Origin of the sequence: Dyella sp., from assembly GCF_035277725.1 — a bacterium.
Classification (GTDB): Bacteria; Pseudomonadota; Gammaproteobacteria; order Xanthomonadales; family Rhodanobacteraceae; genus Dyella_B.
Genome location: NZ_DATEJY010000053.1, coordinates 1 through 22,944, shown reverse-complemented (window position 1 = coordinate 22,944; position 22,944 = coordinate 1). Strand labels below are relative to the sequence as shown.

The 22,944-nt window shown below is 60.9% G+C and carries 16 protein-coding genes; 6 read left to right on the top strand and 10 right to left on the bottom strand.

The window, feature by feature from the left end; all coding sequences use genetic code 11:
- Positions 1–48: 48 nt before the first annotated feature.
- The gene (locus VJR68_RS04640) at positions 49–1,233 is read left to right on the top strand and encodes a DNA-binding transcriptional regulator (RefSeq protein ID WP_324146395.1); all 1,185 of its coding nucleotides are present in this window, start codon (positions 49–51) and stop codon (positions 1,231–1,233) included.
- 117 nt (positions 1,234–1,350) lie between these two features.
- Here the strand turns inward: VJR68_RS04640 and VJR68_RS04635 are convergent, their stop codons facing one another.
- Together VJR68_RS04635 and VJR68_RS04630 are read right to left on the bottom strand one after the other, a co-directional pair.
- Positions 1,351–2,622, bottom strand: coding sequence for an MFS transporter (locus VJR68_RS04635; RefSeq protein ID WP_324146394.1), 1,272 nt, complete (start codon positions 2,620–2,622; stop codon positions 1,351–1,353).
- Between the two features lie 89 nt (positions 2,623–2,711).
- Positions 2,712–4,094, bottom strand: a complete 1,383-nt coding sequence (locus VJR68_RS04630) for a porin (RefSeq protein ID WP_324146393.1) — start codon at positions 4,092–4,094, stop codon at positions 2,712–2,714.
- A 237-nt stretch (positions 4,095–4,331) separates the two neighbouring features.
- Here VJR68_RS04630 and VJR68_RS04625 point away from each other — a divergent pair, with 237 nt between their 5' ends.
- Positions 4,332–6,935 carry a PAS-domain containing protein gene (locus VJR68_RS04625; protein WP_414647735.1) on the top strand — a complete coding sequence of 868 codons (2,604 nt, stop codon included), beginning with the start codon at positions 4,332–4,334 and terminating at the stop codon, positions 6,933–6,935.
- A 20-nt stretch (positions 6,936–6,955) separates the two neighbouring features.
- Here VJR68_RS04625 and VJR68_RS04620 read toward each other — a convergent pair whose 3' ends face one another.
- The 4 genes from VJR68_RS04620 to VJR68_RS04605 form a co-directional block, all read right to left on the bottom strand.
- Positions 6,956–7,600: a response regulator transcription factor gene (locus VJR68_RS04620; protein ID WP_324146391.1), complete on the bottom strand. Its 645-nt coding sequence runs from the start codon at positions 7,598–7,600 to the stop codon at positions 6,956–6,958.
- An 87-nt stretch (positions 7,601–7,687) separates the two neighbouring features.
- Complete coding sequence (locus VJR68_RS04615; protein WP_324146390.1) at positions 7,688–10,198, bottom strand: glycoside hydrolase family 3 protein; 2,511 nt, start codon at positions 10,196–10,198, stop codon at positions 7,688–7,690.
- Between the two features lie 98 nt (positions 10,199–10,296).
- The gene (locus VJR68_RS04610) at positions 10,297–11,829 is read right to left on the bottom strand and encodes a DUF5597 domain-containing protein (RefSeq protein WP_414647738.1); all 1,533 of its coding nucleotides are present in this window, start codon (positions 11,827–11,829) and stop codon (positions 10,297–10,299) included.
- A 299-nt stretch (positions 11,830–12,128) separates the two neighbouring features.
- Positions 12,129–14,357, bottom strand: a complete 2,229-nt coding sequence (locus VJR68_RS04605) for a cellulase (protein ID WP_324146388.1) — start codon at positions 14,355–14,357, stop codon at positions 12,129–12,131.
- Between VJR68_RS04605 and VJR68_RS04600 the strand changes: the two genes are divergently transcribed.
- On the top strand, positions 14,358–14,693 hold the full coding sequence (locus VJR68_RS04600) for a hypothetical protein (protein ID WP_324146387.1): 336 nt from the start codon (positions 14,358–14,360) through the stop codon (positions 14,691–14,693).
- On the opposite strand, the gene VJR68_RS04595 is transcribed toward VJR68_RS04600, so the two are convergent.
- Complete coding sequence (locus VJR68_RS04595; RefSeq protein WP_324146386.1) at positions 14,663–17,671, bottom strand: TonB-dependent receptor; 3,009 nt, start codon at positions 17,669–17,671, stop codon at positions 14,663–14,665. The genes VJR68_RS04600 and VJR68_RS04595 overlap by 31 nt on opposite strands.
- A gap of 390 nt (positions 17,672–18,061) precedes the next feature.
- Between VJR68_RS04595 and VJR68_RS04590 the strand changes: the two genes are divergently transcribed.
- Both VJR68_RS04590 and VJR68_RS04585 read left to right on the top strand, forming a co-directional pair.
- Positions 18,062–18,904 (top strand): YihY/virulence factor BrkB family protein, encoded by an 843-nt coding sequence (locus tag VJR68_RS04590; protein ID WP_324146385.1) that lies wholly within the window; start codon positions 18,062–18,064, stop codon positions 18,902–18,904.
- Between the two features lie 498 nt (positions 18,905–19,402).
- Positions 19,403–20,887, top strand: a complete 1,485-nt coding sequence (locus tag VJR68_RS04585; protein WP_324146384.1) for a sensor histidine kinase — start codon at positions 19,403–19,405, stop codon at positions 20,885–20,887.
- Positions 20,888–20,990: 103 nt separating this feature from the next.
- Here the strand turns inward: VJR68_RS04585 and VJR68_RS04580 are convergent, their stop codons facing one another.
- Positions 20,991–21,326 (bottom strand): hypothetical protein, encoded by a 336-nt coding sequence (locus VJR68_RS04580; protein WP_324146383.1) that lies wholly within the window; start codon positions 21,324–21,326, stop codon positions 20,991–20,993.
- 181 nt (positions 21,327–21,507) lie between these two features.
- Here VJR68_RS04580 and VJR68_RS04575 point away from each other — a divergent pair, with 181 nt between their 5' ends.
- Positions 21,508–21,894 carry a response regulator gene (locus VJR68_RS04575; RefSeq protein ID WP_324146382.1) on the top strand — a complete coding sequence of 129 codons (387 nt, stop codon included), beginning with the start codon at positions 21,508–21,510 and terminating at the stop codon, positions 21,892–21,894.
- Positions 21,895–21,962: 68 nt separating this feature from the next.
- Here VJR68_RS04575 and VJR68_RS04570 read toward each other — a convergent pair whose 3' ends face one another.
- Positions 21,963–22,421 carry a PA2169 family four-helix-bundle protein gene (locus tag VJR68_RS04570; RefSeq protein ID WP_324146381.1) on the bottom strand — a complete coding sequence of 153 codons (459 nt, stop codon included), beginning with the start codon at positions 22,419–22,421 and terminating at the stop codon, positions 21,963–21,965.
- A 27-nt stretch (positions 22,422–22,448) separates the two neighbouring features.
- Entirely contained in the window at positions 22,449–22,655 is a 207-nt protein-coding gene (locus VJR68_RS04565; protein ID WP_324146379.1) for a hypothetical protein, read from the bottom strand.
- Positions 22,656–22,944: the final 289 nt, after the last annotated feature.

Sequence of the window (22,944 nt, the reverse complement as noted above, 5' to 3'; positions counted from 1 at the left end):
CTGTTAGCGTTTTGTCACGGCACCCGTGGCCGTGCCTGGTTGCTGCTCATGACAAAGCCACATCGCATCGCACTGCTTTTCAACGCCAACAAGGTGTATGACCGGCAGGTCATTGCCGGTATCGGTCAATACCTCACCTCCACCCGCGTCAAATGGGATCTCTTCATGGAAGAGGATTTCCGCAGCCGCACGGTGGGCATCCATCAGTGGCGCGGCGACGGCATCATTGCGGATTTCGACGACCCCGTGGTGGGCGAGGCACTGGCCTCCATGCCTATTCCTGTGGTGGCTGTCGGCGGTTCCTATGCGGACGAAGCGCAATACCCGCACAACATTCCTTACGTCGCCACCGACAACCACAAACTGGTTCGACTGGCTTACGACCATCTGATCGAACAAGGCCTGCAGCGTTTCGCGTTTTACGGCCTGCCGCCCAGCCCCGGCAACCGCTGGGCGTACGAGCGCGAACTGGCTTTCATGCAGATGGTGCGCGCGGATGGCCTGGAAGGCAGCGTGTATCGCGGATCTTCCACCAGCGCGGGCGGCTGGGGCCGTGCGCAGGAAGAAATGGTGGAATGGGTGCGCTCGCTGCCCAAGCCGATCGGCATCATCGCCACCACCGACGCACGCGCCCGGCATTTATTGCAAGCCTGCATCGTCGCGGACGTGCCGATTCCCGAGCAGATCGCCATCGTCGGCATCGACAACGATCCGATCGCGCAATTGCTCTGCCGCATTCCGCTGACGTCAGTGATCCAGGGCGCGGAAGAAATGGGCCGCATGGCCGCGCAAGTGCTGCATCAAATGTTGCACGGCGGTGACTGCTCCACGACGCGCGTGCTGGTGCCGCCGGTCGGCATCAACGTGCAGGCCACCAGCTTGCATCAACCGTTGAAGAGCGCGTATGTGATGCGCGCCAAGCATTACATACGCCAGTACGCGTGCTTAGGGATAAAGACCGAACAGGTGGCCGATTACGTCGGCATCTCGCGCACGCTGCTGGAGGAACACTTCAAGCGCGAGCTGAAGCAGTCGGTGCACCAGACCATTCTGGAGCACAAGCTGGAGATGGCGCGGCACATGCTCAACGACCCATCCATTCCGTTGAGCGAAGTAGCCGTGCGCAGTGGCTTTACGTCATTGCAGTACATGTACGCGGTGTTCCGGCGCGAATTCAATTGCACACCGCGGCAATACATGGAGAACGTGCGCGAGGGTGCGCGGACGCATTGACGCAGGTTGGGGCTTGCGCCCCAACCGTTGAAACGTCAGCGCTATGGTTTGTAGGCTGGGATGAAATCCCAGCATCGCCATCTTGGTAAAAGCCGGGATTTCATCCCAGCCGACGTATCAGCTTCTTGACGAGGTTGCGGCTTCAACCCAACCCTCTCCCTTTGCTGAAGAGGGTGTCGAACTCGCCATCGCCACACCCCGCGCTTCCGGCCCGAACACCATCAACAGAATCAGCGCCACGGCAACGCTGCCGGCGACCAGCAGCAACGCGTAACCGTAATCCTGCCCATGCCGCTGCGCGATTTCCGCCTGCAGCACCGGATTGATGGCTGCCAGGCAATTACCCAGCTGATAAACGAACCCCGGAAACGTGCCGCGAATTTCCGCCGGCGACAATTCATTGAGATGCGCCGGCACCACGCCCCACGCACCCTGCACACCGAACTGCATCGCGAACGCCGCCGCGCACAGCATGTACACGTCGCGGCTGTGCGACCACGGATACACGGCAATCAACGCCAGCACGCAAGCCAGGATGATCGCATTGCGACGGCCGATTTTCTGGCTCAGCATGCCGAAGAACAATCCACCCAAAATCGCGGCAACGTTGTACACCAGCACGATGTTGGTGAGCGTTGCATGCTGCAGTCCCAACTGCTTGCCAAGGAACAGCTTGGGATAAATATCCTGCGTGCCATGCGAGAAGAAGTTGAACGCGGTCATCATCGCAATGGCGTAGACGGTCAGCTTGGCATTGGCCTTCACGATCTGCAGCAACGAGCTCTTCGGCTTCTTCTGCATCACCTCGAACGCCGGGCTTTCATGAATCTTCGCGTTGATGAAAAACACCAGCAACGCCGGCGCCGCGCCCACGAAAAACATGCCGCGCCAACCCAGCGTGGCATAGCAAAGCCCGAACAGCAGCGTCGCCAGGAAATAGCCCGCCGGATAACCCGCCTGCAACAAGCCCGACACCCAGCCACGCCAGCGTGCCGGAATCGTCTCCATTACCAGCGAACTGCCCACGCCCCACTCGCCGCCCATGGCAATGCCGAACAAAGTGCGGATCACCAGGAACGACACGTATGACCATGCCAGGCCGCTGACGAATTCGAACAGCGAGTAGAGCACGATCACCAGCATCAACGTTGGCTTGCGACCGTAGCGGTCAGCCACCCGTCCGAAGAAGAAAGCGCCGACCGCGCGCGAAGCTAACGTAAGGGTGATAGCTAACGTGATGCTGGTGATGCTGACGCCGAACGTCTTGGCGACTTCATCGAAGGTGAAGATCAGGATGAAGAAATCGAACGCGTCCAATGTCCAGCCGAGGAAGGCGGCGATCACAGTGTTGCGTGCGCGGGCGATGTTGATGTCTGGTGTGGAAACCATGGAAATTTTCCTGCTGATTTGCTGATACCTCTCCCTGGCCGTCATTCCCGTGCAAGCGGGAATGACGGCCACAGGAGGTGGACTTGCCGTTAAAACACAATCCTCACACCTACCGTCGGATCAAACGACGCACGCTGCAAATATCCATTAGCCATACCGTCGTAAACCTTCGACCATTGCACGCCGCCATACACGTCGAAATGCCGCCCAAAGCGCTGGTCAAGCACCAACGACAAGGCGTCGTAATGGCCACTGCACAATCCCGAACTGCTATTGGAGCAACTTACTTTCGCGTAGCTGCTTTGCATCGCCCGGTAATACGCCGCGAAAGCATCCAGCGAGGGCGTCAGCGCATAGCGCATGCCCACCCAGGCCACTTCCAGGATCTTCGGCCGCGGAAAGGCACTGTTGTTCGGCACCACGAAGTAGCCGCCGATGGTCTGGCTGCCGACCGACAACGGCGAAGACGGATTGACGTAGCGGATATGCTCGTAGGCACTGAAAAATTTGGCACGGCCCGCGTTGTATTCACCCAACGCCATGTAAGAAGTGTTGTCCGACACCGTGCCTGCCAGCGTTTTGTCGACCGGCAGACCGTAGGTGGACGAACCCGGCGCATATAACGCCGCCACCTGTGCCGCACTGAGCGTGCCGAACAAAAGCGCATCGTTCTTGTGCGCCAGCACGGCATTCACCGACCACGGCCCTTCGGTGATGCCCAAATCCACCTGATATGCTGTACCGCGCGAACTGGAAAGCCTCCTCGCGTTGCCGAATTGATACATCGCGCCGCCGTGGAAAATGCCGTTCGTCACCACGTATTTCAGCGTGCCGTCGAGCGCGCGATCTTGCGTATCGCCCGTGCCCGCCGTGGACCCGAAAAAGCCGACGTACGAAAAAGCCAGCGAGCAGCTCAGCGGATCGTATTTGCACACTTCGTCATTAAGCAGCGTGCTCTGGCGGCCGAAGGTGAGCGTACCGTAGCCAGGCGATTCCACCCCGACAAAAGCGCGGCCGTTCAAATACTGGCCGGCGCGCGACGAATCGCCCCACGATTTCTGCTGTGCCAGTGGCACGCCGTTGTTGACCGCCAGCGAGCGCGGACCATCGATCAATGTCATTGAGGCCGGCAAAAAGCCGGTATCAAACTGGAAAATACCCCACCACCCCTCACCCAGGGGCTCACGCCCCTTGATGCCGATGGTGGAAATGCTCATGCCGTTGGAGGCGAGCGAGGTGTTCGGCTTGTTGCTGGCCTTGATCAGGAAATTGTTGACGTTGGTGGCCGCCGCATCGCTGAAGGCACTGCCATGGCTTTGGTAGGACACACCGATATCGACGGTGCCGTACAGCGTGATGCCATACATCGTCAGGCTGTCGGCCGTACCCGATTCGGTGCCGGCCCAGGACGGCGACGATGCCAAGGCGCAAGCGATCGCCAATGTGCTGATGGTTTGCCTCGTTTTCGGCATATGCAGCTCTCCCCGTAAAAGTGCGTCGTGCCGAGGGTCCTGCGCCGTCGGCGTGTTGTTGGTTGTCCCCGGGGAACAGCATGCCGCTGGTGCGTGGGGTATTGAATAACACCATGCGACTAGTACTTTCCGGCTAGATCGCAGGTTGGGGTGCGAACCCCAACACTCCGGCGCCCATCGACATGGCGATGTTGGGGTTCGCACCCCAACCTACGGCTGCCCTCGATTGCGATTAGCATGTACGCCATGCCAAGGCTTCCATCCAGAACACTGAAAATCGCCGCATTCGCCGCACTCATCGTGGCCATCGCCGGCAGCACCTGGGCCGCCGCCTGGTACACGAAACAACACGCCCTGGCACAACTTTCCGGGCAAGCACTAAACCAGCTGCAAATTCGCGCTCTCGCCTTGCAACGCCTGGTGGACCGCTATCGCGTACTGCCAACCGTCTTGGCACTCGATCCGGAATTGCGCGATGCGCTGTCGGAACCAGCTTCGATCAACGTCAATGCACTCAATCGCAAACTGACACGCGCCAACGGCGCCACGCATGTTTCCACACTCACCCTGATCAATCGCCATGGCGTAGCCATTGCAGCCAGCAACTGGAAGGAGCCGTCCAGCAACGTAGGCCTCAACTATGCGTTTCGCCCTTATTTCCAGCAGGCGATGCAGCAGGACGTAGGCAAGTTCTACGGCATCGGTATTTCCACCAACCTTCCCGGCTATTTCATTTCCGAAGCACTGCATGACGATCAAGGCCAGCGCATCGGCGTCATCGTGATCAAGATTCCGCTCGATACGCTGGAAAAGGAATGGGTAAGCAGCGGCGATACCGTGCTGTTGAGCGATGCGAACGAGGTGGTGTTTCTCAGCAATCAGCCTGCGTGGATCTATCGGCCGCTGACGTCGCTTGGCCCCCATGTAGAATCCACGCTCGCGCGCACCCGCCAATATGGCAACAGTCTGTTGCCGCCCGCCTCACTGCGCACCTTGTCTGCGCTTGCCTCCGGCGGCCAGCTGGTGCATGTCGATCAACCCGGCATACCGCATGATGCTGTCTGGCAATCCATGCCGCTTCCTTCGCAGCAATGGACCCTGCATCTGTTGCGCGATGCACATCCGGCCACCGTCGCCGCCTATCGCACCGCCATCCTTACGCTGAGCATTTGGCTGGCGGCGATCCTGCTTGCGCTGTTCCTGCAGCAACGTGTACGTGCCGCGCAGCTGCACCAGCGCAGCCGTCGCGATCTGGAGCGGTTGATTTCGCACTACGCCAGCGCGCTGCGTTCGGAGGAAGACAGCCTGGTGCACGCCGCGTTGCAAGCCATGGCCGGACAGCCCGGCGTGCTGGAACGCCTGCCGCAAGGCGTCAGCGTGATCGATGCACAACTGCGCCTGGTGGCCTGGAATGCGCGCTATGCCGAATTGTTCGGCTATCCGGCATCGCTATTACAGCCGGGGCGTTCCGTAGAAGAATTGTTTCGCTACAACGCCGGACGCGGTTTGCTCGGCCCCGGCGATATCGACGAAGCTATCCAGCGCCGCCTGAACTACTTGCGCCAGGGCAGCCCGCATATGGTCGAACGCGAGCGCCCCGATGGCGTACTGCTGGAAATCCGCGGCCGGCCGTTGCCGGGTGGCGGCTTCGTTACCAGCTATGCGGACATTGCCTTGTATAAAGAGGCGGCGCGCGAACTGCGCACGCTGACGCATACGCTTGAACATCGCATCGAAACCAGCACGCAGGATCTGCGCGCCGCCAAGGCGGAAGCGGAACGGGCCAATCGCAACAAGACGCGCTACGTCGCCGCCGCCGTGCACGATCTGCTGCAGCCTTTGAATGCCGCGCGGCTGTTTGCGGGCGCCTTGAAACAATCCAGCGCGGTGGACGCCGGCGTGATCGAACGCATCGAGCGTTCGCTGCAAGCCTTGGACAGTCAGCTCACCAGCATGCTCGACCTGGCGCGGCTGGATGCGGGTGCCATCACGCCGGATGTGAAGGTATTCGCGTTGTCGCCGTTGCTGCAGGAGCTGGCCGGCCAGTTCGGCATCATGGCGCAGGCGAAAGGTCTGCAGCTTGCCTTCGCCAACACATCAGTCTGGATACGCAGCAATCCGGCGCTGCTGCAGCGGGCGGTGCAGAATTTTCTTTCCAATGCGCTGCACTACACGCCAAAGGGACGCATTCTGCTTGGCTGCCGCCGCATCGGGCGAGCGATACGCATCGAGGTATGGGATACCGGCATCGGCATTCCGGAAGATCGGCTTAAGCTTATTTTCCAGGAGTTTCGGCGGCTGGATACCGCGGTGGATGCGGATGAGCGTAGTGCGGGACTTGGGCTTTCCATCGTCGAGCGTATTTCGCATCTGCTCGATCATCCGTTGCTCGTGCGCTCATGGCCAGGTCGAGGCAGTGTGTTCGGCATTACGGTGCCGTTGGCGCAGCCACCTCAGCCTGCGACTCCCGCGGGCGAGGATGATGGCAACGATTCGCTATTGAAAAACCGGGTGATCTGGTTGATTCAAGAGAACGCCCATCTACGATTGAAAACAGCGGCGATGCTGCGCTCTTGGGATTGCCAGGTTTTTGAATGGGCAAAGGCCGATGAAGCGCTTGCATCGTCATCGCCAACGCCCGACCTGATTCTGGTAGATGGCCAGTGGGAACCCATCCTGGCGTTGATGAAACCCGATGGGCCGCCGATCATCGCCTTGCTTGGCAAGGAAGAAGCCAGCCTGCGCGAGGTATTGCGGCAGGCCGGCGTGCACACGGCGAACCTGCCGCTGTCGCCCGCGCGATTGCGGGCCATGATGATGCAATTGCTGCTCGCCGCGTAGGTTGGGGCGCGAACCCCAACCTACGGGCCCTCTTCCAGGTCCAGCGACTTGACCAAGACCGCCGCCTGTGTGCGCGAACGGCAATCCAGTTTGGACAGCACCGCCGTCACATGGATTTTCACGGTGTTTTCGGCCAAACCGAGCCGATCGGCAATCTGCTTGTTGAGCAACCCTTCCGCCATCAGCATCAACACGCGAAATTGCTGCGGCGTCAGTTGTGCAAAGCGTGCGGCGAGCGCTGCATCCTGCTCGCTGCGTTCGGCACGTGTGGATTCAAACCACAATCCACCGTCCAGCACACGCTGCACGGCCTGGTTCAAATCCTCCACCGGCGCCGCCTTGGGCACGAAACCCGCAGCGCCAAACTGTTGTGCACGGCGTACGGTGCGCGGGCGATCGTCGGAAGAAATCACGATTACCGGCACATCCGGCCGTTCGGCGCGCAGCCATAGCAACAGCGAAAAGCCGATCGCACCCGGCATGGTCAGATCGAGCAGCACCAGGTCGATCTCGGGCGTGGCGGCAAGGCTGGTTTCGAGCGTGCTTTGGCTGGATGCCTCCAGCACCTGGCATCCCTGGATCGCCGATTGCAACGCGTGCACGACGGCCGAGCGAAACATCGGATGGTCGTCGGCTACCAGGATGGTGGCGGGGGCTTCGCTCATGCGTCCGAAGTATCGCAGCCCGTAGGCTGGGATGAAATCCCAGCGCTTTATCGGCATGGCGGTGCTGGGATTCCATCCCAGCCTGCGTCAATCGCGTGGCATGGTGATCTCGCTCTCCAGCGGCGTGTCATTCGACGCATCGCCCACATACAGCTTGAACGCGCCCGCATCGACCTGCCAAGCGTGGTGGCCAACGTCGTAATAGGCGAACGCGCGGCGGTCCAGTTGCAACGTGACGTGCTGCGTCTGCCCTGGCTGCAGGCGTACTTTGCGGAACGCCTTCAACTCGCGCGCCGGACGCGCCACCTTGGCGGAGGGATCGCCCACGTACACCTGCGCCACTTCAGCGCCTTCACGCTGACCGGTATTGGTCACGTCGAACGACACCTCCACCTGATCCTTGCCCACCGTCTTCGTCGCGAGATTCGCAAAGCGGAAGCTCGTGTACGACAAGCCATAGCCAAACGCGAACAACGGCTGCGCTTTATCCGGATGGCTGGTGTACCAGCGATAGCCGAGGAACACGCCTTCGCCATACGTCACCGACGGATAGGTGCCGGCAGGATGCGGCGGCGCGTCGTACCAATCGTGCGTGGGATTGTCGGTCCACTGGCGCTCGAAGCTGATCGGCAGCTTGCCTTCCGGCGAGTGTTCGCCGAACAGCACTTGCGCAATCGCCGTGCCGCCCTCCTGCCCTGGATACCAGTTCTGCAATAGCACCGGCACCTTGTCGAGCCAATCATCCGTCGCGTAGCCGCCGCCGGAGGTCACGGTGACGACCGTCTTGCGATTGATGCCGGCCACTGCTTCGATCAGCGCCTCCTGCCCCCACGGCAACTGGAAGGTGCGGTCGTAGGCTTCGCTTTCCGAGCTCGGATCGAAACCGACCGCGATGACGGCGGCATCGGCCATCGCAGCGATCTTCTTCGCATCGGAAGAAATCAAATCATCGATGGCGATCACGCCCAAGCCCATGCGGCTGTAATCGACGTCGGGCTTGTAATCCAGGCGAATCGATACCGGTTGATTGGCATGCAGGCTCAGCGTGGCGTAGAGCGGCGCCTGCCCTTCGCGATGCGGTTGCGTGATCACCGGCTTGCCGTCGACGTACAGGGTGTACGTGTCTTCGCTCGCCGCTGCGGTGAGGAACAGGTACTTGCCGTCATGCTTGGGCAGGAAACGGCCGCTCCAGCGAATGCTCTGCCGCTGCGTGGCCGGCGTGGTCCACAGTTCCGGTTTCCACAGATCGACCTGCGCATCCACGGTGCTGTTGCTGGGCTTGCCCTGAAACGCATCGTTCGCAAAGGTCTCTCTGAGCAAGCCTGGCTTGCCATCCGGCGTGTTGAAACTGGATTTCTTGAACACGTCCATCGCCGACGGCAAGCCACGGCTGTACAGCACGTTCACCTTGTCACCGACCAGATGCGTGATGCCGGTAAGCACGCTCTGCGCCTGGAACGTATCGATGTGCGAACTGCCGCCCGCGCTGCTGATCGCCGGATCGGCGTTCGGGCCGATCACCGCGACGGTCTTGACGCTCGCATCGAACGGCAGCACGTGGCGATCGTTCTTCAGCAACACCAGGCCTTCCAGCGCATTCTTCAATGCCACCTGGTCGTTCTGCAGGCTGTAGAGCGGCAGCGACAAATCTTTCTGTGGGCGATCGAGAAAGCCGAAGCGCACCGCCGTGCGCAGAATGCGGCGCACCTTGTCGTCGAGCATCGCCTGCGAAAGCTTGCCGCTGCGCAGGTTGCTCAGGATCAACTCGGGCTTCATCGCATCCGGTGCCGGCATTTCCAGATCGAGGCCGGCGTTGAAGGCTTTCAGGCCATCGTGCGTGGCGCCCCAGTCGGACATGAAGATGCCGTTGAAACCCCAATCCTTCTTGAGGATGTCATAGCTGATCGCGTGGTTCTCGGCGAGGTAGTCGCCATTGACCAGGTTGTAGCTGCTCATCACCGCGCCGACGTGGCCTTGCTTCACCGCCATCTCGAACGCAGGCAAGTAGATTTCGCGCAAGGTGCGTTCGTCGATATGCGAGTCGAGATGGCGGCGATCGTATTCGGAGTTGTTGGCGGCGAAGTGCTTCACCGTTGCCACCACGCCTTCGCTTTGCACGCCCTGGATCAAACCCACCGCCATGCTGCCGGCCAGCAGCGGGTCTTCGCCGAAATATTCCATATTGCGGCCGTTCTGCGGCGCGCGATACATGTTCACGCCCGGGCCGAGCAGGAAGTTGACGCCGCGTGCGCGTGCATCGCGTCCCATCGCTGCGCCGACATCCTTGGCCAACGACGGATCCCATGATGCAGCCAGGCCAATGCCGGCCATGTAAGCCGTGGAAGGGCCCGGTGCGCGCACGCCATAGGGACCATCGGACATGGTCATCGCGGGCAGGCCGATGCTGGGTTCGGCATGCGTGTAGAAGTTGTCCACGCCGCCGAGCAGTTCCACTTTCTGTTCCAGCGAGAGCTTGGCGAGCATGGCGTCGACGCGTTGTTCGACGGCAGCGCTATCGGGTGCGGCCTGGGCGGCGGCGACGGTGCCGAGCGCCATGCACAACGAAAGCACCAGATGTTTCAGAAATCGGTTTTGCATGAAACGCTTGTTCCTAATCGAGTAGGTTGGGGTGCGAACCCCAACATCGTGATCTGTGCATGCGTGGCGCATGTTGGGGTTCGCACCCCAACCTACGTTCAATACGTAGCCAACTTCACATGCAACACCTGCGGCTTGTCGGTGAAGTTCAATCCCCAATCCGTCTGGTCGCCATTCCATAGCCGCATGAAATTCCAATGGCCCCGTTCGTCGTAGCGCCCTTCTTCCACGCGCTCCATCATGAAATGCTCGTGCTCCCTGTCCTTGCCCGCCATGAAATCCACGCGCGCGAAATAACCGGTGAGGAGGTATTCGTTTTTGCCGATCTGTGCGATCAGCACGCCGCCCTTGGGCGTCTTGTTGCCGGGCGGCTGCTCGGTGGGGCCGAACGTCGGCAAGCCGTAGGATACCTTGGCGCGCCAGTCGCCCATGTCGATCTCCTGGCTGTGTTCGTGCTCCGGTTCGGAAACGCCCCACACCTTGCCGGCGTAGCTCAGTGTGGCGATCAACTCGCTCATCGGGCGCAGCAGGCGGTAGTTCATCGCGAACGGTTCAAACGCTGCCTCATCGGCTTTCGGCGCGCCCAGCGGCCAGTTGACGTAGCCGGTGTAGTCGATGCCGAACACCGAAAAGCCGATGCCCTGATGGCCCAGCGTGGCGAAGATATACCGCGCATACGGCTGATCGTTGCCGGTTTCGGTGACGACCAGCGGATTGTCAGGTCGCCAATAGAGGCCAAGTGCAGCGAAGTAACGCTCGCTATCGCGCCAGTACAGATCCGGACCGATCATGTCGATGGCCGGCGCGCCCTGTTTCCAGATGAACAGCACATTCTGCGAAGGACCGCCGCTGGAATGGCTGGCCGGTGGGCTGGGATGCACGGGATCGCTCAGCACCGCATTGGCATACATCGGCAGCGGGTACACCGCCTTGCCCGCTGCGGCGACCTGGCCGATGAAACGCGAGACGTGCCACGCCTCGAAGTATTCCGCCGCATCCTTGCCGAACACCTGCGTCCACGTCCCTGCAGGCTTGTTGGCGGCCTTGAGCACCGCCGCCGGCACGGGTTGCGCAAACGCTGCGTTGGCGGCAGGCGAATAGTCGCGGTCGGTGCCGTAGCTGCCCGACTCGTTTTCCACCTGCACGAGGATGACGGTGTGCTGCGCGCTATCCACATCACGCAGATGCGTCATCAACTGCACGAACGCCTTGCGATCGGCATCCAGCGTGGCGGCGCCGAGTGGCGACAGCGAGACGAGTTGCTTGCCGTCTTGCGCGATCACGCGCGGAAAACGCTTGTTGTCCAGCTTCACCCAGGACGGCGCATAGCTGGGGCTGTTGTTCTTCCAGGTGCCGAACCACAGCAGCGCCAGGCGTACCTTGTGTTCGCGCGCCTGTGTCAGCAGCGTGTCGAGAAAGCTGAAGTCGAAGTGGCCTTCGGTGGGCTCGATCTGCTCCCACGCGATCGGCACCATCACGGTGTTGGCCTGTACGTGGTCGATCGCCGGCCACACTTGATCCAGCATCGCTGGGTAGTTGCTGGAATTGTTCACTTGCGCGCCGAGCAGCAAGAAGGGCTTGCCGTCGACGATGAAGGCGTGGCGGCCGTTTTCGGTGACGAAGTGCGGCATGTCGCTTGGAGCGTCGGCACCGGAAGCCGGCAGGGACAGGCCGGTGGTAAAGAGCGCGGCGAACACGAGCCACAGGGACGTGACTCGGCGATGTAATGAGGTTTGCACGGGAATCACCATTCTTTGAAATGCTTGCGAAAAACCTCACACTCGTCGCCCCGGCGCAGGCCGGGGCCCAGTGTCCTTGCGCCTTGAAAAGCAAAGTCGCTGGGTCCCGGCGTTCGCCGGGACGACGGGGTTGGGGTTTTCCGCAACGTTGTGTGCTCGCGGAGTGAGGCTTGTTTCCAGATCTCGTTCACTTACGGTTGCTTCGGATCCCCATAAAACACTCCTCGCCCGCTGCTCGCGAAATACACGCGCCCGAACACGCGAGGGTCACCGGTAATCAATCGCTCCCCGCCATAACGATGTTCATCGTCATCGATGCGCAGCCAATGCGCGCCATCGTCGGTGGAGCGATAGAGACCATCCACATCGCCAAGCTTTCCTTCCGCAAACACGGTGGGCAACGCACTGCCCGGCGCCGATTTGCCGAAACCGAAGTCGCGCACGTCCGCCAGTTTGCCGAGCTTGGTCAGCGCACTGCCATCATCGTGCGCGCGCAACAACCCAAGACCCTCGCCACCGACGTACACCACGCCGGCCGCATCGGGCGCCGCACGCATCCACGCGATGGAACCGTGTTGCAAGCGCTCGCCCAAGGCACCGCCGATGACCTGGAAATGCGCACCGCCATCGCGGCTCGCCAATACCTGGGTGGCATGGCCGGCGTGACCGAAGAAACGGCCTGCATACGCATAAAACCGCTTGGGATCGACACGGTCGCTCAGCACGCGCGCGTGCGGCGGCAAGCCGTCGACGGGCTGCCAATGCTTGCCGAAATCGTGCGTAAGGTAGGCATGCGCACCATCGCGCGGCAGCCATAGCACCGCCGAGCCATCCGCCGAGATCGCGATGCTGCCCGCGCCCTCCCCGGCCGGCTCGGGTTCGCTGGCGAAAGCCTGCCAATGCACGCCGCCGTCTTCCGAATGCGCCGCACGGATCGCCGGATCGAACGGCTTGCGCAGATAGCCGCTGCGCACCATCAGCGCCGGTTTGCTTTGTGCGAAATCGATGCTTTCGCTATTCGCGTAGCGCGGCGGCGCGGTGAACTGCAGTTGCGCCACGTCGAGATCGTCGTGCTTGTAGCCGTCCAGATCGCCGATCGCACTCAGCAGATGCGCGCCTTGCGGTGGACTTATCAAATCCAGCGCCACGGTTTCTTCCAGCCCGCGATCCTGGAATTGCCAATGCACGTCGCCTTTCTGGTCGGCCTTGCGCATATCGGTGGACATCCACACACCGTAACCGGTAACGAACCACACGCGATCCGGATCATGCGGATCGATCGCCAGCGAGGCCATCCAGTGCGGCGTGTGCTCGCGCACCCATGCCGGATCGCTGTAATCGAATTGCGAATGCGCAAAGATTTCCTGCCAGTGGCGGCCGCCATCCGTGCTGCGGAACAACAAATCTTTCGGCGTGTAATGCGCAAAGGTCGCCGTCATCACCACGTTCGGGTTGCTGGGATCAACCATCACCGAACCCCAGCCGTAGCCCGTTGGCGTGCCGATCACGTGCGGCAGCGGCGTGATGTCGGTCCAGCGTTGCGCAGCAGGTTCGTATTTCCACACCGCGCCGTCGTGCATGCTGTCGGGGCCCGGTTCGTCGCCATAGCTCAGGTAATACGTGCCATCGCTCGCACGAACCATGTGATTGGGACGCAAGCCGAGCGGCTGGCCGGAAACCGGATTCCAAGTGCGTCCGCCATCAATGGAACGAAACAAGCTGGTTTCTTTCGTCGAAACACCGGCGTAAAGCGTGCTGCTTGGCTTGCCTGGCGAACCGCTACTGGGATCGAACACCACGAACACGATGCCGATCGCCTGCCGCCGCCAGTTGTTTTTCGAGCTTGCCGAAAGCGATGTCGCGACCGACGGAAAACCATCGACTTTCTTCCAATGCGCACCATAGTCGTCGCTGCGCCACAAGCCGGCATCGCGCGAACCGAGAAACAGAATGCGACCGTCGTTGGGATCCACCACCAGGCGCTCACCATCGCCGCGACCCAGTTCATTGCCGCCCATCTTGAACGGCAGATCGGAGCGCTGGAAATGCGCGCCGCGATCGGTCGAACGCAACACGGCGGCGTTGCCGGTGCGCGGGTCGTTGTAGGTGCCCGATAGCAGGTACACGCGATCGGCATCGTGCGGATCGATGGCGAGGCTGTCGATGCCAAGCAAGTTGTTGTCCGCCGCACTCAGCCAGTCGGTCAGCGGCGTCCAGCGCATGGACGATTGATCCCAGCGATACGCGCCACCGACGTCGGTGCGTGCGTACAGCAAACCTTGCGCGCTGGGGTGATAGACCAGGCCGCTGACGAAACCGCCGCCGCCGATGCGGACGCTGGTGAAATGATAAGGGGCTGTGCTGGGTTGGCTGGCGTGGACGCTCAGCGTGAGGAACAAAGCGCAGGCAATAACACCCATGTGTCTAAACATGCCGAACAAGCCTCTTCTCGCCTCACTGTCATTCCGGCGAAGGCCGGAATCCAGTTTCAATACGTCGTGCGTAGCACTCAAAAATTTGCTGTGTCCTTCGGACGCATATTTGAACTGGATTCCGGCTTTCGCCGGAATGACGAGATAAAAGTTCACTGCGGCACGTGGACTGGGATGAAATCCAGCATCGCCACGCGGATAAAAGCTGGGATTGCATCCCAGCCTACGACCTCGCCTTGCGGCCATTCCGGCGAAAACCGAAATGACCGCATGGCAGAGCAGGCCGGGTTGGATCAGAACGTCACACGCAACGTCAGTGCATAACGGGTGTCGTTCACGTACCAGGAGGTGATGTGTTTGCCGGCTGCATTCTGGTACATGATCGTGCGCTGTTCGGCGTTATTGAGATTGTTCATCTCCAGGCCGAGTTTGATGTTCTCGTTGAACGAATAGAAGATCGAGCCATCCAGCTGTCCGTAGGCATCGGCGAACACCGGCAGCTTCCACGGGATGTTGTTGTCAGTACCGTTATAACCGTTCGGACCGACCGACAGCAGATACTGGCTGCGCCAGTTGTAGGCCAATCGGATCTGCCATGGGCCGTGCTCATAGAAACCGGCGACGTTCATCGAATCCCTCGACAGGCCGTCCGCCGGGAGGTCGCCGTACTTGGAGCCATCGGTGTCCAACGGCACCGCGGTCGAGTCGTTCGGGATGTGGGTCCGGCTGCGGATGTAGGTGTAGTTCGCCGACATGCCGAAGCCCTTCACCGGCAGGAAGTCGAAGAACTCGTTCCAGCCCACTTCCGCACCATCGATGGTCGCCTTGCCGATATTCACGGGGCGGGTGACCAGATACTGGTAGTTGTTGCCGTCGAGACCCGGATAGCTCACGAACTCCGACTCGTTGCGGAAGTAGTCGGTGATGCCCTTGTGGAAGAAGTTGATCCAGGTCATGCCGCCGCGATCCGGATCGAAGTACCACTCCAGCGACAGATCGAACTGGTTGGCCTTCATCGGCGTCAGGTACGGGTTGCTGGTAGACGTGCTGGTCAGCGTCAGCTTGTCGATCGGCAAGGTGGTGGTGCCGGCCGGCGGGGTATAGCCGGACAGCACATTGGCGGTAAGGATCTGATAGGCCTGCATCTGGCTGAAGTCCGGACGCGCAATCGCCTTGGAGAAGGCAAAACGCGTGACCACGTTCGGCGCGAACTCCCACTTCAGGTTCAGGCTGGGCAGGATATCGGTGTATTCGTTGCGGGCGTTGATGGGCGAGGTCTGGCCATTGCCCAAAAAGGGCGCCAACGTCACGTTGGGAAACACCAGGAAGCCTTGGGAACTGTTCCTGGTCTGCACCGCACGCACGCCGACGTTACCGCTGAGGTTGGCATCGTCCACGCCGAATTCGAGCATGGCGTACGCCGCGTAGGTCTTTTCGTGCTGGAGATTGGTGTGCGCAGCATCGAGCAGCGTGGGCTGGTACGGCACGTTGTAGCCGCCGCCGATGTAGTAGGGAATGGCGGCGTCGTGGATGGCCGCGTAGCTGCCCGGATAGCCCAGCGCGGTCGACAGCACCGGTGCGTAGAACGCGCCCGGTATGCCGGCGCCGCCCCGGTAGAAGTTGTTGAACGTATCCAGGTGCACCAAACTGGTATTGACCGTGCTGTTCAAGTTCAGGCTAGGCAGCGCACCGCTGGGAATCGCCCAGCCTTGCATCCAGGTCTGAAACACGGGCGTCCAGTTGTAACCCGTATCGATGTTGTCGGCGTAGCGATTGGTCAGGCGCACGCCACCCTTCAACGCATGCACGAAGCCATCGACGAAACTGTGCTCGACGTCAGCGCGCCAAGCCAGCTCTTTCGCATAGTTCTGATCCTGGTGATCCATGGTGAACCCCCAGTAATAATTGGCGGGGTTCCCGGTGAAGTTGGAATCGACACCGATGTGCGGCGGGTTGGTGCCGTTCAGGGCGACGTCGATGTAGGGCACGTTGGTGCCCAGGGCCACGGTAGAATCCAAGGCGTTGGTGGTGGCCTTGACGAATTGCAACGAGCTGGTGACTTCCGTGCTCGAGCCCACCAGCCACTTCATGCCGGTGGAGAAGTCCGTGGTCTTGGAGGTGCTGTCGGATGCGCGGATGTCGGTGCCCATCGGCATGCCGCCGGACTGCGTGAGGCGGCCGGACTGGAACACGCCGCCATTGACCTGGCTCGGCTGGCTGGCGTCCACCACCACCTGCGTCGGGTCGTTGCTCACGAAGATCGCATCTTCGTCCCAAACCTCGTGGTATCTGCTCTGGAACGCGGTGGCGTAAAAGTCGAGCGTGCTGCTGGGACGCCACTGGTAGGCCAGGTAATAGCCGTCGCGCTTGCGGTCGTACAGCAAGGTGCGCCAGTCTGCGCCGCGGGGCACCCAGGTACCGGCGGCGTTCTTGAAGAACGGACGCACGAACAGCCCGTCAGTGCGCGTGGCCAGGCGCGAATCGGCGACATCCACGAGGATGCCCATTTCGCCGATGCTGGTGTTCCAGCGATTGCTGTAGAGCGCCGACGCGGACGGCTTGTACTTCTTGACGAAGTCGCCGTAGTTCTCGCTGACGGAAGCGGCGATCTTCTGGCCCTGGAAGTCGAAGGGCATGAAGGTACGCAGGTTCACCGTGCCGCCCAGGCCGCCTTCGATCATGTCGGCTTTCTGGTTCTTGAACACGTCCACGCCGGACATCAGTTCCGCCGGCACGTCCTGGAAGCTGAGCGCGCGCCCGCCGTTGGCGGAGAAACTGTCGCGGCCGTTCAATTCGGAACGCACCTGCGTAAGGCCGCGCACCTGCACGCCGTTGCCTTCGGCGGAGAAGTGCTCCGGGTCGCCCTGCGAGAGGAAGTGATCGATGGTGACGCCGGGAATGCGCGACAAGGTTTCCGTCACGCTGCGATCCGGCAGCGCACCGATGTCCGTTGAGGACAGCGAATCGACAAAGGTGTCGGCATCGCGCTTGATGTCCTGCGCCTTCTCCACCGACGCGCGGATGCCGGTGACAGTGACGCCGACCAGCTGCTTGGCTTCTTCCTGTGCTTTCTTTTGGGCTTCGGTGCGAGCTTTGGTGCCGGTATTCACCTCACCCGTTTGCGCCGACGCGCTGCCGGTACCGGAAGCAGGTGCCGCATCCTGAGCATGCACGGCGGCGCAGCCGTACGTAAACGCCAATCCCATTGCTACGGCCACCGCCAGTCGAGCACTGGACACCGGCTTGTATTGCACAGGACGTTCAACGCCGTGCATGTCTGATGCTTGCACCTTACCGATCATGAGCTTTCTTCTCCCCGCAGTTACCCGTGCCGGCAGGCCTTGGCCTATCGGCTGTTGTTGTCATTTCGGGACACGCCCGACAGATGCACCCACCGGCAAATCCCCTAAGCGTTAATGTTCCGTCGCCGATGGGTGGCAATGTGGATGCTGCGGCTTGCTCTTTTGTCGGGCAATTACGAAATTGCAGGCGAGAGGTAATGTTTCTTCATTTGCGGTCGCGGCAATGGATCGATCCAAATGTTTATTTCCCCTGCTTTTTTAGGGTCCCGCGCGATTGTGGAAATGGGCCTTTCAGACTTTGCCGGCGCGAGGACTGTGCCCGAATCATAACCGGCGACACTCACCAAGCTCCTACAACGGACATGCAAGGGTTATGGCGAGGACCCGACCATGCGCCATGCATTACGCACCACTCTGCACCGCGCCATCACCGGCTTCAATGAAGACGAACTCTTCACGCATGCCGCCGCGATCGCGTATTACTCCGCGCTGTCGATGGCGCCGTTGATCGTGCTCACGCTGTGGCTGCTCTCGCTATTGGGTGCGCAATGGCAGGCGCAGCTGAACCATGCGCTTACCAACATGATGGGCGACAGGGCGGCGCAGGCCGTGGTGATGATCGTCAACACCGCAAAGTCGCGACCGGCGCTGGGCAACGTCGCTGGTGTTCTCGGTTTGCTTGTGACCTTGTTCAGCGCATCGGCAGTGTTTGCGCAATTGCGGGGCTCGCTCAATCGTATCTGGCGCGTGCAGGAACCGTCTCACAATGCCATCGGCATCTGGCTGAAAGCACGCGCACGCGCGTTTGCGCTGGTGATCGGCATCGCCTTCCTGCTGATCATTTCCTTTGCGGTCAGCGCGGCGATTCACCTGATGATTCCGTATGGATCGCTGGCCTGGTCGATCCTGGAATACGTGATATCGCTGCTGGTGTTCGTGGTGGCGTTCGGCGCGATGTACCGAGTGCTGCCGGATACGCAGATCGCCTGGGCGGACGCGGCGTGGGGCGCCTTGCTGACGACGGTGCTGTTCATACTCGGCAAATTCGCCATCGAGCTGTACATCGGGCACGTCAGCATCGGCGGCGCGTATGGCTCGGCCGGCACGATCGTGGTGATGCTGACGTGGGTGTACTACGCCTCGTTCGTGGTGCTGCTGGGGGCGGAGCTGACGCATGGCTTGGCTATCGCCCGTGAACATCCGGTTCCATCATCGTCTATCGTGCCTCGCTGAGTGCCATGCAACCGCTCGCTACGCTCGCACCCCACCCTGGCCCCAATGCTCCGAACTTAAGGTTTTTGCCGTCACCGTAGACCCCAACCCGTCATTCCAGCGACTTTGAGGTTGAAAAGGCACTGGATGATTCGCTTCGCTCACCCCTTCGGGGCCGTCCATTTGGACGTTCTCCGCGCTTCGCGCTATGTCCAGCTTTCGCTGGAATGACGAGCAAAGTGTCCGGCTAGTGAAAAAGTTAAGTGCGGAACGATGTTAATAGCGTGTTTGCCGGAAAGGGCGCACATCATGGCGAGCATCACGTTTATCACCTTAAACCAGTACGTGAAACCTATACTGACAACGTGTGTGCACGGCGTTTAGTTGCGTTATGTCAAGGTGACTTCGCTGCGCCAAACGTAGCAGGGGCTCTGGATTGCTCGACATAGCGCTGCACATCCAAGCAGCAGATCTCTGTCATTAAAAAGAACAAATAAAACCGAGAGCCTCAGCAACGTTATGTCACAGCATCGCCGCTCCAACACCCACGTCTTGCAACGAACTGGCGCGCAGGCCGAACCGCCACCGGTGCGCAAGATCGACGTATCGCCTCTGCAGGACGTCCGGCGCTTCCTGCTATTCACCGCCCTGCGCGAGCGCTGGCGCACGGCGTTGGCTTCGCCAAATCGACGTGCCAAAGCCGACACGCAGGAAACGCGCTTCCAGCGCGAAGTACGTGAACGCCTGGGCGTGCTGCCCCATTTTTTTCTCACCGCATCGGCGGCACCGGGCTTGGGCGAACAGCTATGGGTGCAGGCGAAGGCGGCGTATCTGGACAGTCCCCTGCCCTCGCTGTTCAAGGAGCGATTGTTCGTGCATCTGTCGCGCTTTTGCGAAATGCGTTATTGCATCGTGCGCCACGTCGGATTTCTGCTCGGCAGAGGCCATCCGGCTGGCGACGCCAAGGCAGCGATAAGCACCATCGATCAGGTGCTGCAACTGTTGAGCCGCCCCGTACCCAACGCAGCGCATCTGGAAGCGGTGCTCGCTCGGCTCGAAGGTCATGCCGAACCCGCGCCGATGCCTGCGCCGTGCACGCGCGACGAACAAGACCTGTTCGATGCGTTGACGGTGATGTTCGTCGTGCCTGCCCGCTCCGCGCAGGCGCGTGCTGCCGTCAAGCACGCCGTCGGCAGCCAAAATCTCGAATACCTGCTGGCCTTCCTTGCCTTCGTTCGACAGGCCCATTACTGGACCGAAACGCATCCGCAACTGGAATACGAGGCGGACATGATCATGCTGATGGCGAAACGCCGGGACTTGGCGCGGCGCCTGCTGGATACGTCCGACGCCGAATGGGCGCATGCCGGCGATGCCTTGCGCGAGGCGCTGACCGGCCAGATGCAAGTGCTCAACACGGAGCTGCAGCACCGCACGCGCAACCTGCTCAGCGTGATTCGCGTGCTGTTCGACCGCACGCTGTCCAAGCACACCCGGCTCGATGGCTTTGCCGAAGTGTTCTCCGCACGACTGGATGCGATCAACCGCGCGCAGGTTTACTTGTCCCGGCTGGTGCAAGGCGAAAAGGTGACGTTCGACGGCTTGCTGCGCAACGAACTTGCAGCCCATGCGGTCTCGCTGCAGCAGATCACGCTGGATGGTCCTGCCGGCGTGCGCTTGCGCTCCTCCGCGCTGCAGACGTTTGCGCTGGCGCTGCACGAATTGGTGGTAAATGCCGTGAAATACGGCGCACTCGCCTACCCTTCCGCGCGTCTTTCGGTGCGATGGGACGTGGAGCATGTCGAAGGGCAGCCATCGATTCTGCATGTGTTCTGGCAGGAAACCGGCGTGCCTGTCTTGGCGTTGGACGAAGGTGTTGTGCAGCCGGGTTACGGGCGCGAATTGATCGAGCGTGCGTTGCCGTATCAGTTGAAGGCGAAGACGCAGTATGAATTGTTGCCCGAAGGCGTGCGGTGTTCGATGTCGGTGCCGGTGTTGGGGTGAATGAGCAGCAAGCGACGCGGAGGTTGGGGTAAGACGCAGGCGAATCCCAACAGGATGTGCATGTATCCGGAAACGTGGGGGTTCGCGTTCCGCTCACCCCACCCTACACGGGTTCGCCTGCTCCGGTGCGCAGCGGCAATCGAACCGTGCAGCGCAGGCTGCCATCGTTCATCTCATAGGTGGTCCTGGCATTGTTAGGCGTGTACGGCAGCGCCTGCTCGATCAGCTTGCGTCCATAGCCGCCGAGCGCCGTCGTCGCGGCCTTGTGTTCGGGTGGCGGCAGGCCGTCTTCGTACCACACGAGGACGAGAAATGACGCGCCCTCATCATCGTCTTCCGTGTGCCAGGTGATCGACAGCTGGCCGAAGTCGGTGGAAAGCGCACCGTATTTGCGTGATTTCGTCGCCAGTTCGTGCAAGGCCAGCGCCAGCGTCTGCACGGCGGATTTGCGCAGCTTGATTCCCCCCCTCCACCGTCACCCGTTCGCGCAGGGCCCGCATGAGGCCGAACGCATCTCCATCGGCATGCCGACTGCGTCACGACATGTCCTCCTCGGTATACACGCCACCTAAGCAAGGCAGCCTGTATATAGAATGTTTGCATCGACGGGAAACCTGCACATGATTTCCAGCCAACTGAGCGGAAAGTCGGTCCTGATGGTGGAAGACGAATATCTGATCGCCGATGCGCTGTGCTCCGCCTTCGAAATGGAAGACGTGCACGTGGTGGGACCGTTCCCCAACGTCGCTAGCGCGATGCAGGCCTTGGACCAGGGCGTGAAAGCCGATGCAGCCATCCTAGACGTGAACTTGAGCGGGGAACGCGTCTTCCCGCTGGCTGATCGGCTGATGGCCGATAACGTGCCGATCGTGCTCACCACCGGCTATGACGGCGATGCCATTCCGCGCGATTACGCGCACCTGGAACGCTTGCAGAAACCGGTACACCTGAGCGAGCTGTTCGGCTGCCTCAACGATTTGCTCGCCCGCTCCGTCGCATCCCATTGATGCGCGCCATCCGTATGCCCCGCCGCAGGCGCCCCCGGATTTGGACGCCTGCGGCATGACTTATGCGATCAGCCATGCACCTGGTGCAGCGAATGCTTCAACTTGCTCATTTCGTCATGCCCTGATCGCACCGACGCGTATGCATGCTGCACGGCGGCAAGCGAAGTGGCGGAAAGCCCCGCTTCGCTGATGGCATCTTCGTATTTGGCCTTGATGTGATCTTCGCTGCGCTCCACTTCGTCGAGCACCGCCAGATCGCCGGCGCGCACGGCGCTGCGCAAATTCACGAACACACGATGCATGGAAGCGAGCATGGTGCCTTCATCCTGCGGCTGCCCACCAAGCGCCTTCACTTGCGATTGCAGTGACATGCACGCGGCCTGCCGTTCACGCGCACGGCGCTGGAAAATGGCTTTTATTTCCGGATTCCTGACGTCCTTGACCGCTTCGTCATAGCCATCGACACTGTCGATGGTCGCTTCGATCAGGCGATTGAGAACGGCAATATCTTCGCTGTTCGTAGCCATGGCACCCCGTTCCGAACGCAGCGCTTTTCAGGGCACCGTATGCAGGCGCGGCGTCAACGGCATGCGCGCCACGTTGCTCAGCGGCAACGTCACACTGCCTTCACGATGCATCGCCTGGATTTCCAGCAGCAGTTTGGCGTTGCGCTCGATCAACCGATGATTCTGTGCCAACAACTGTCCGCAAAGACGCTCCAGATGCTGCAAGCGCTGCTCGGATGAAATGGTGGTTGTCATAGGGAGCTTGGCCTCCGTTGCAGATGGCGGGGACTATCTCTCTTTGGAAGTGAAACTATCGTCTGTTGGGTGTTTGGCGGATTGCCATTTGCGCAAGCCACCGCATAACCCCAACTCGTCGTTCCGGCGAAAGCTCACTGCTGTCCGGGGAAAGTTTTGCTTGTTTAAGCGAAATGGCTAAAAAGCTCGTCGTCCCGGCGAAAGCCGGGATCCAGCGACTTACAGGTCGTCAAAGACACTGGGCCCCGGCGTTCGCCGGGGCGACGAATCGCTAGCTTTGAATTTGCTG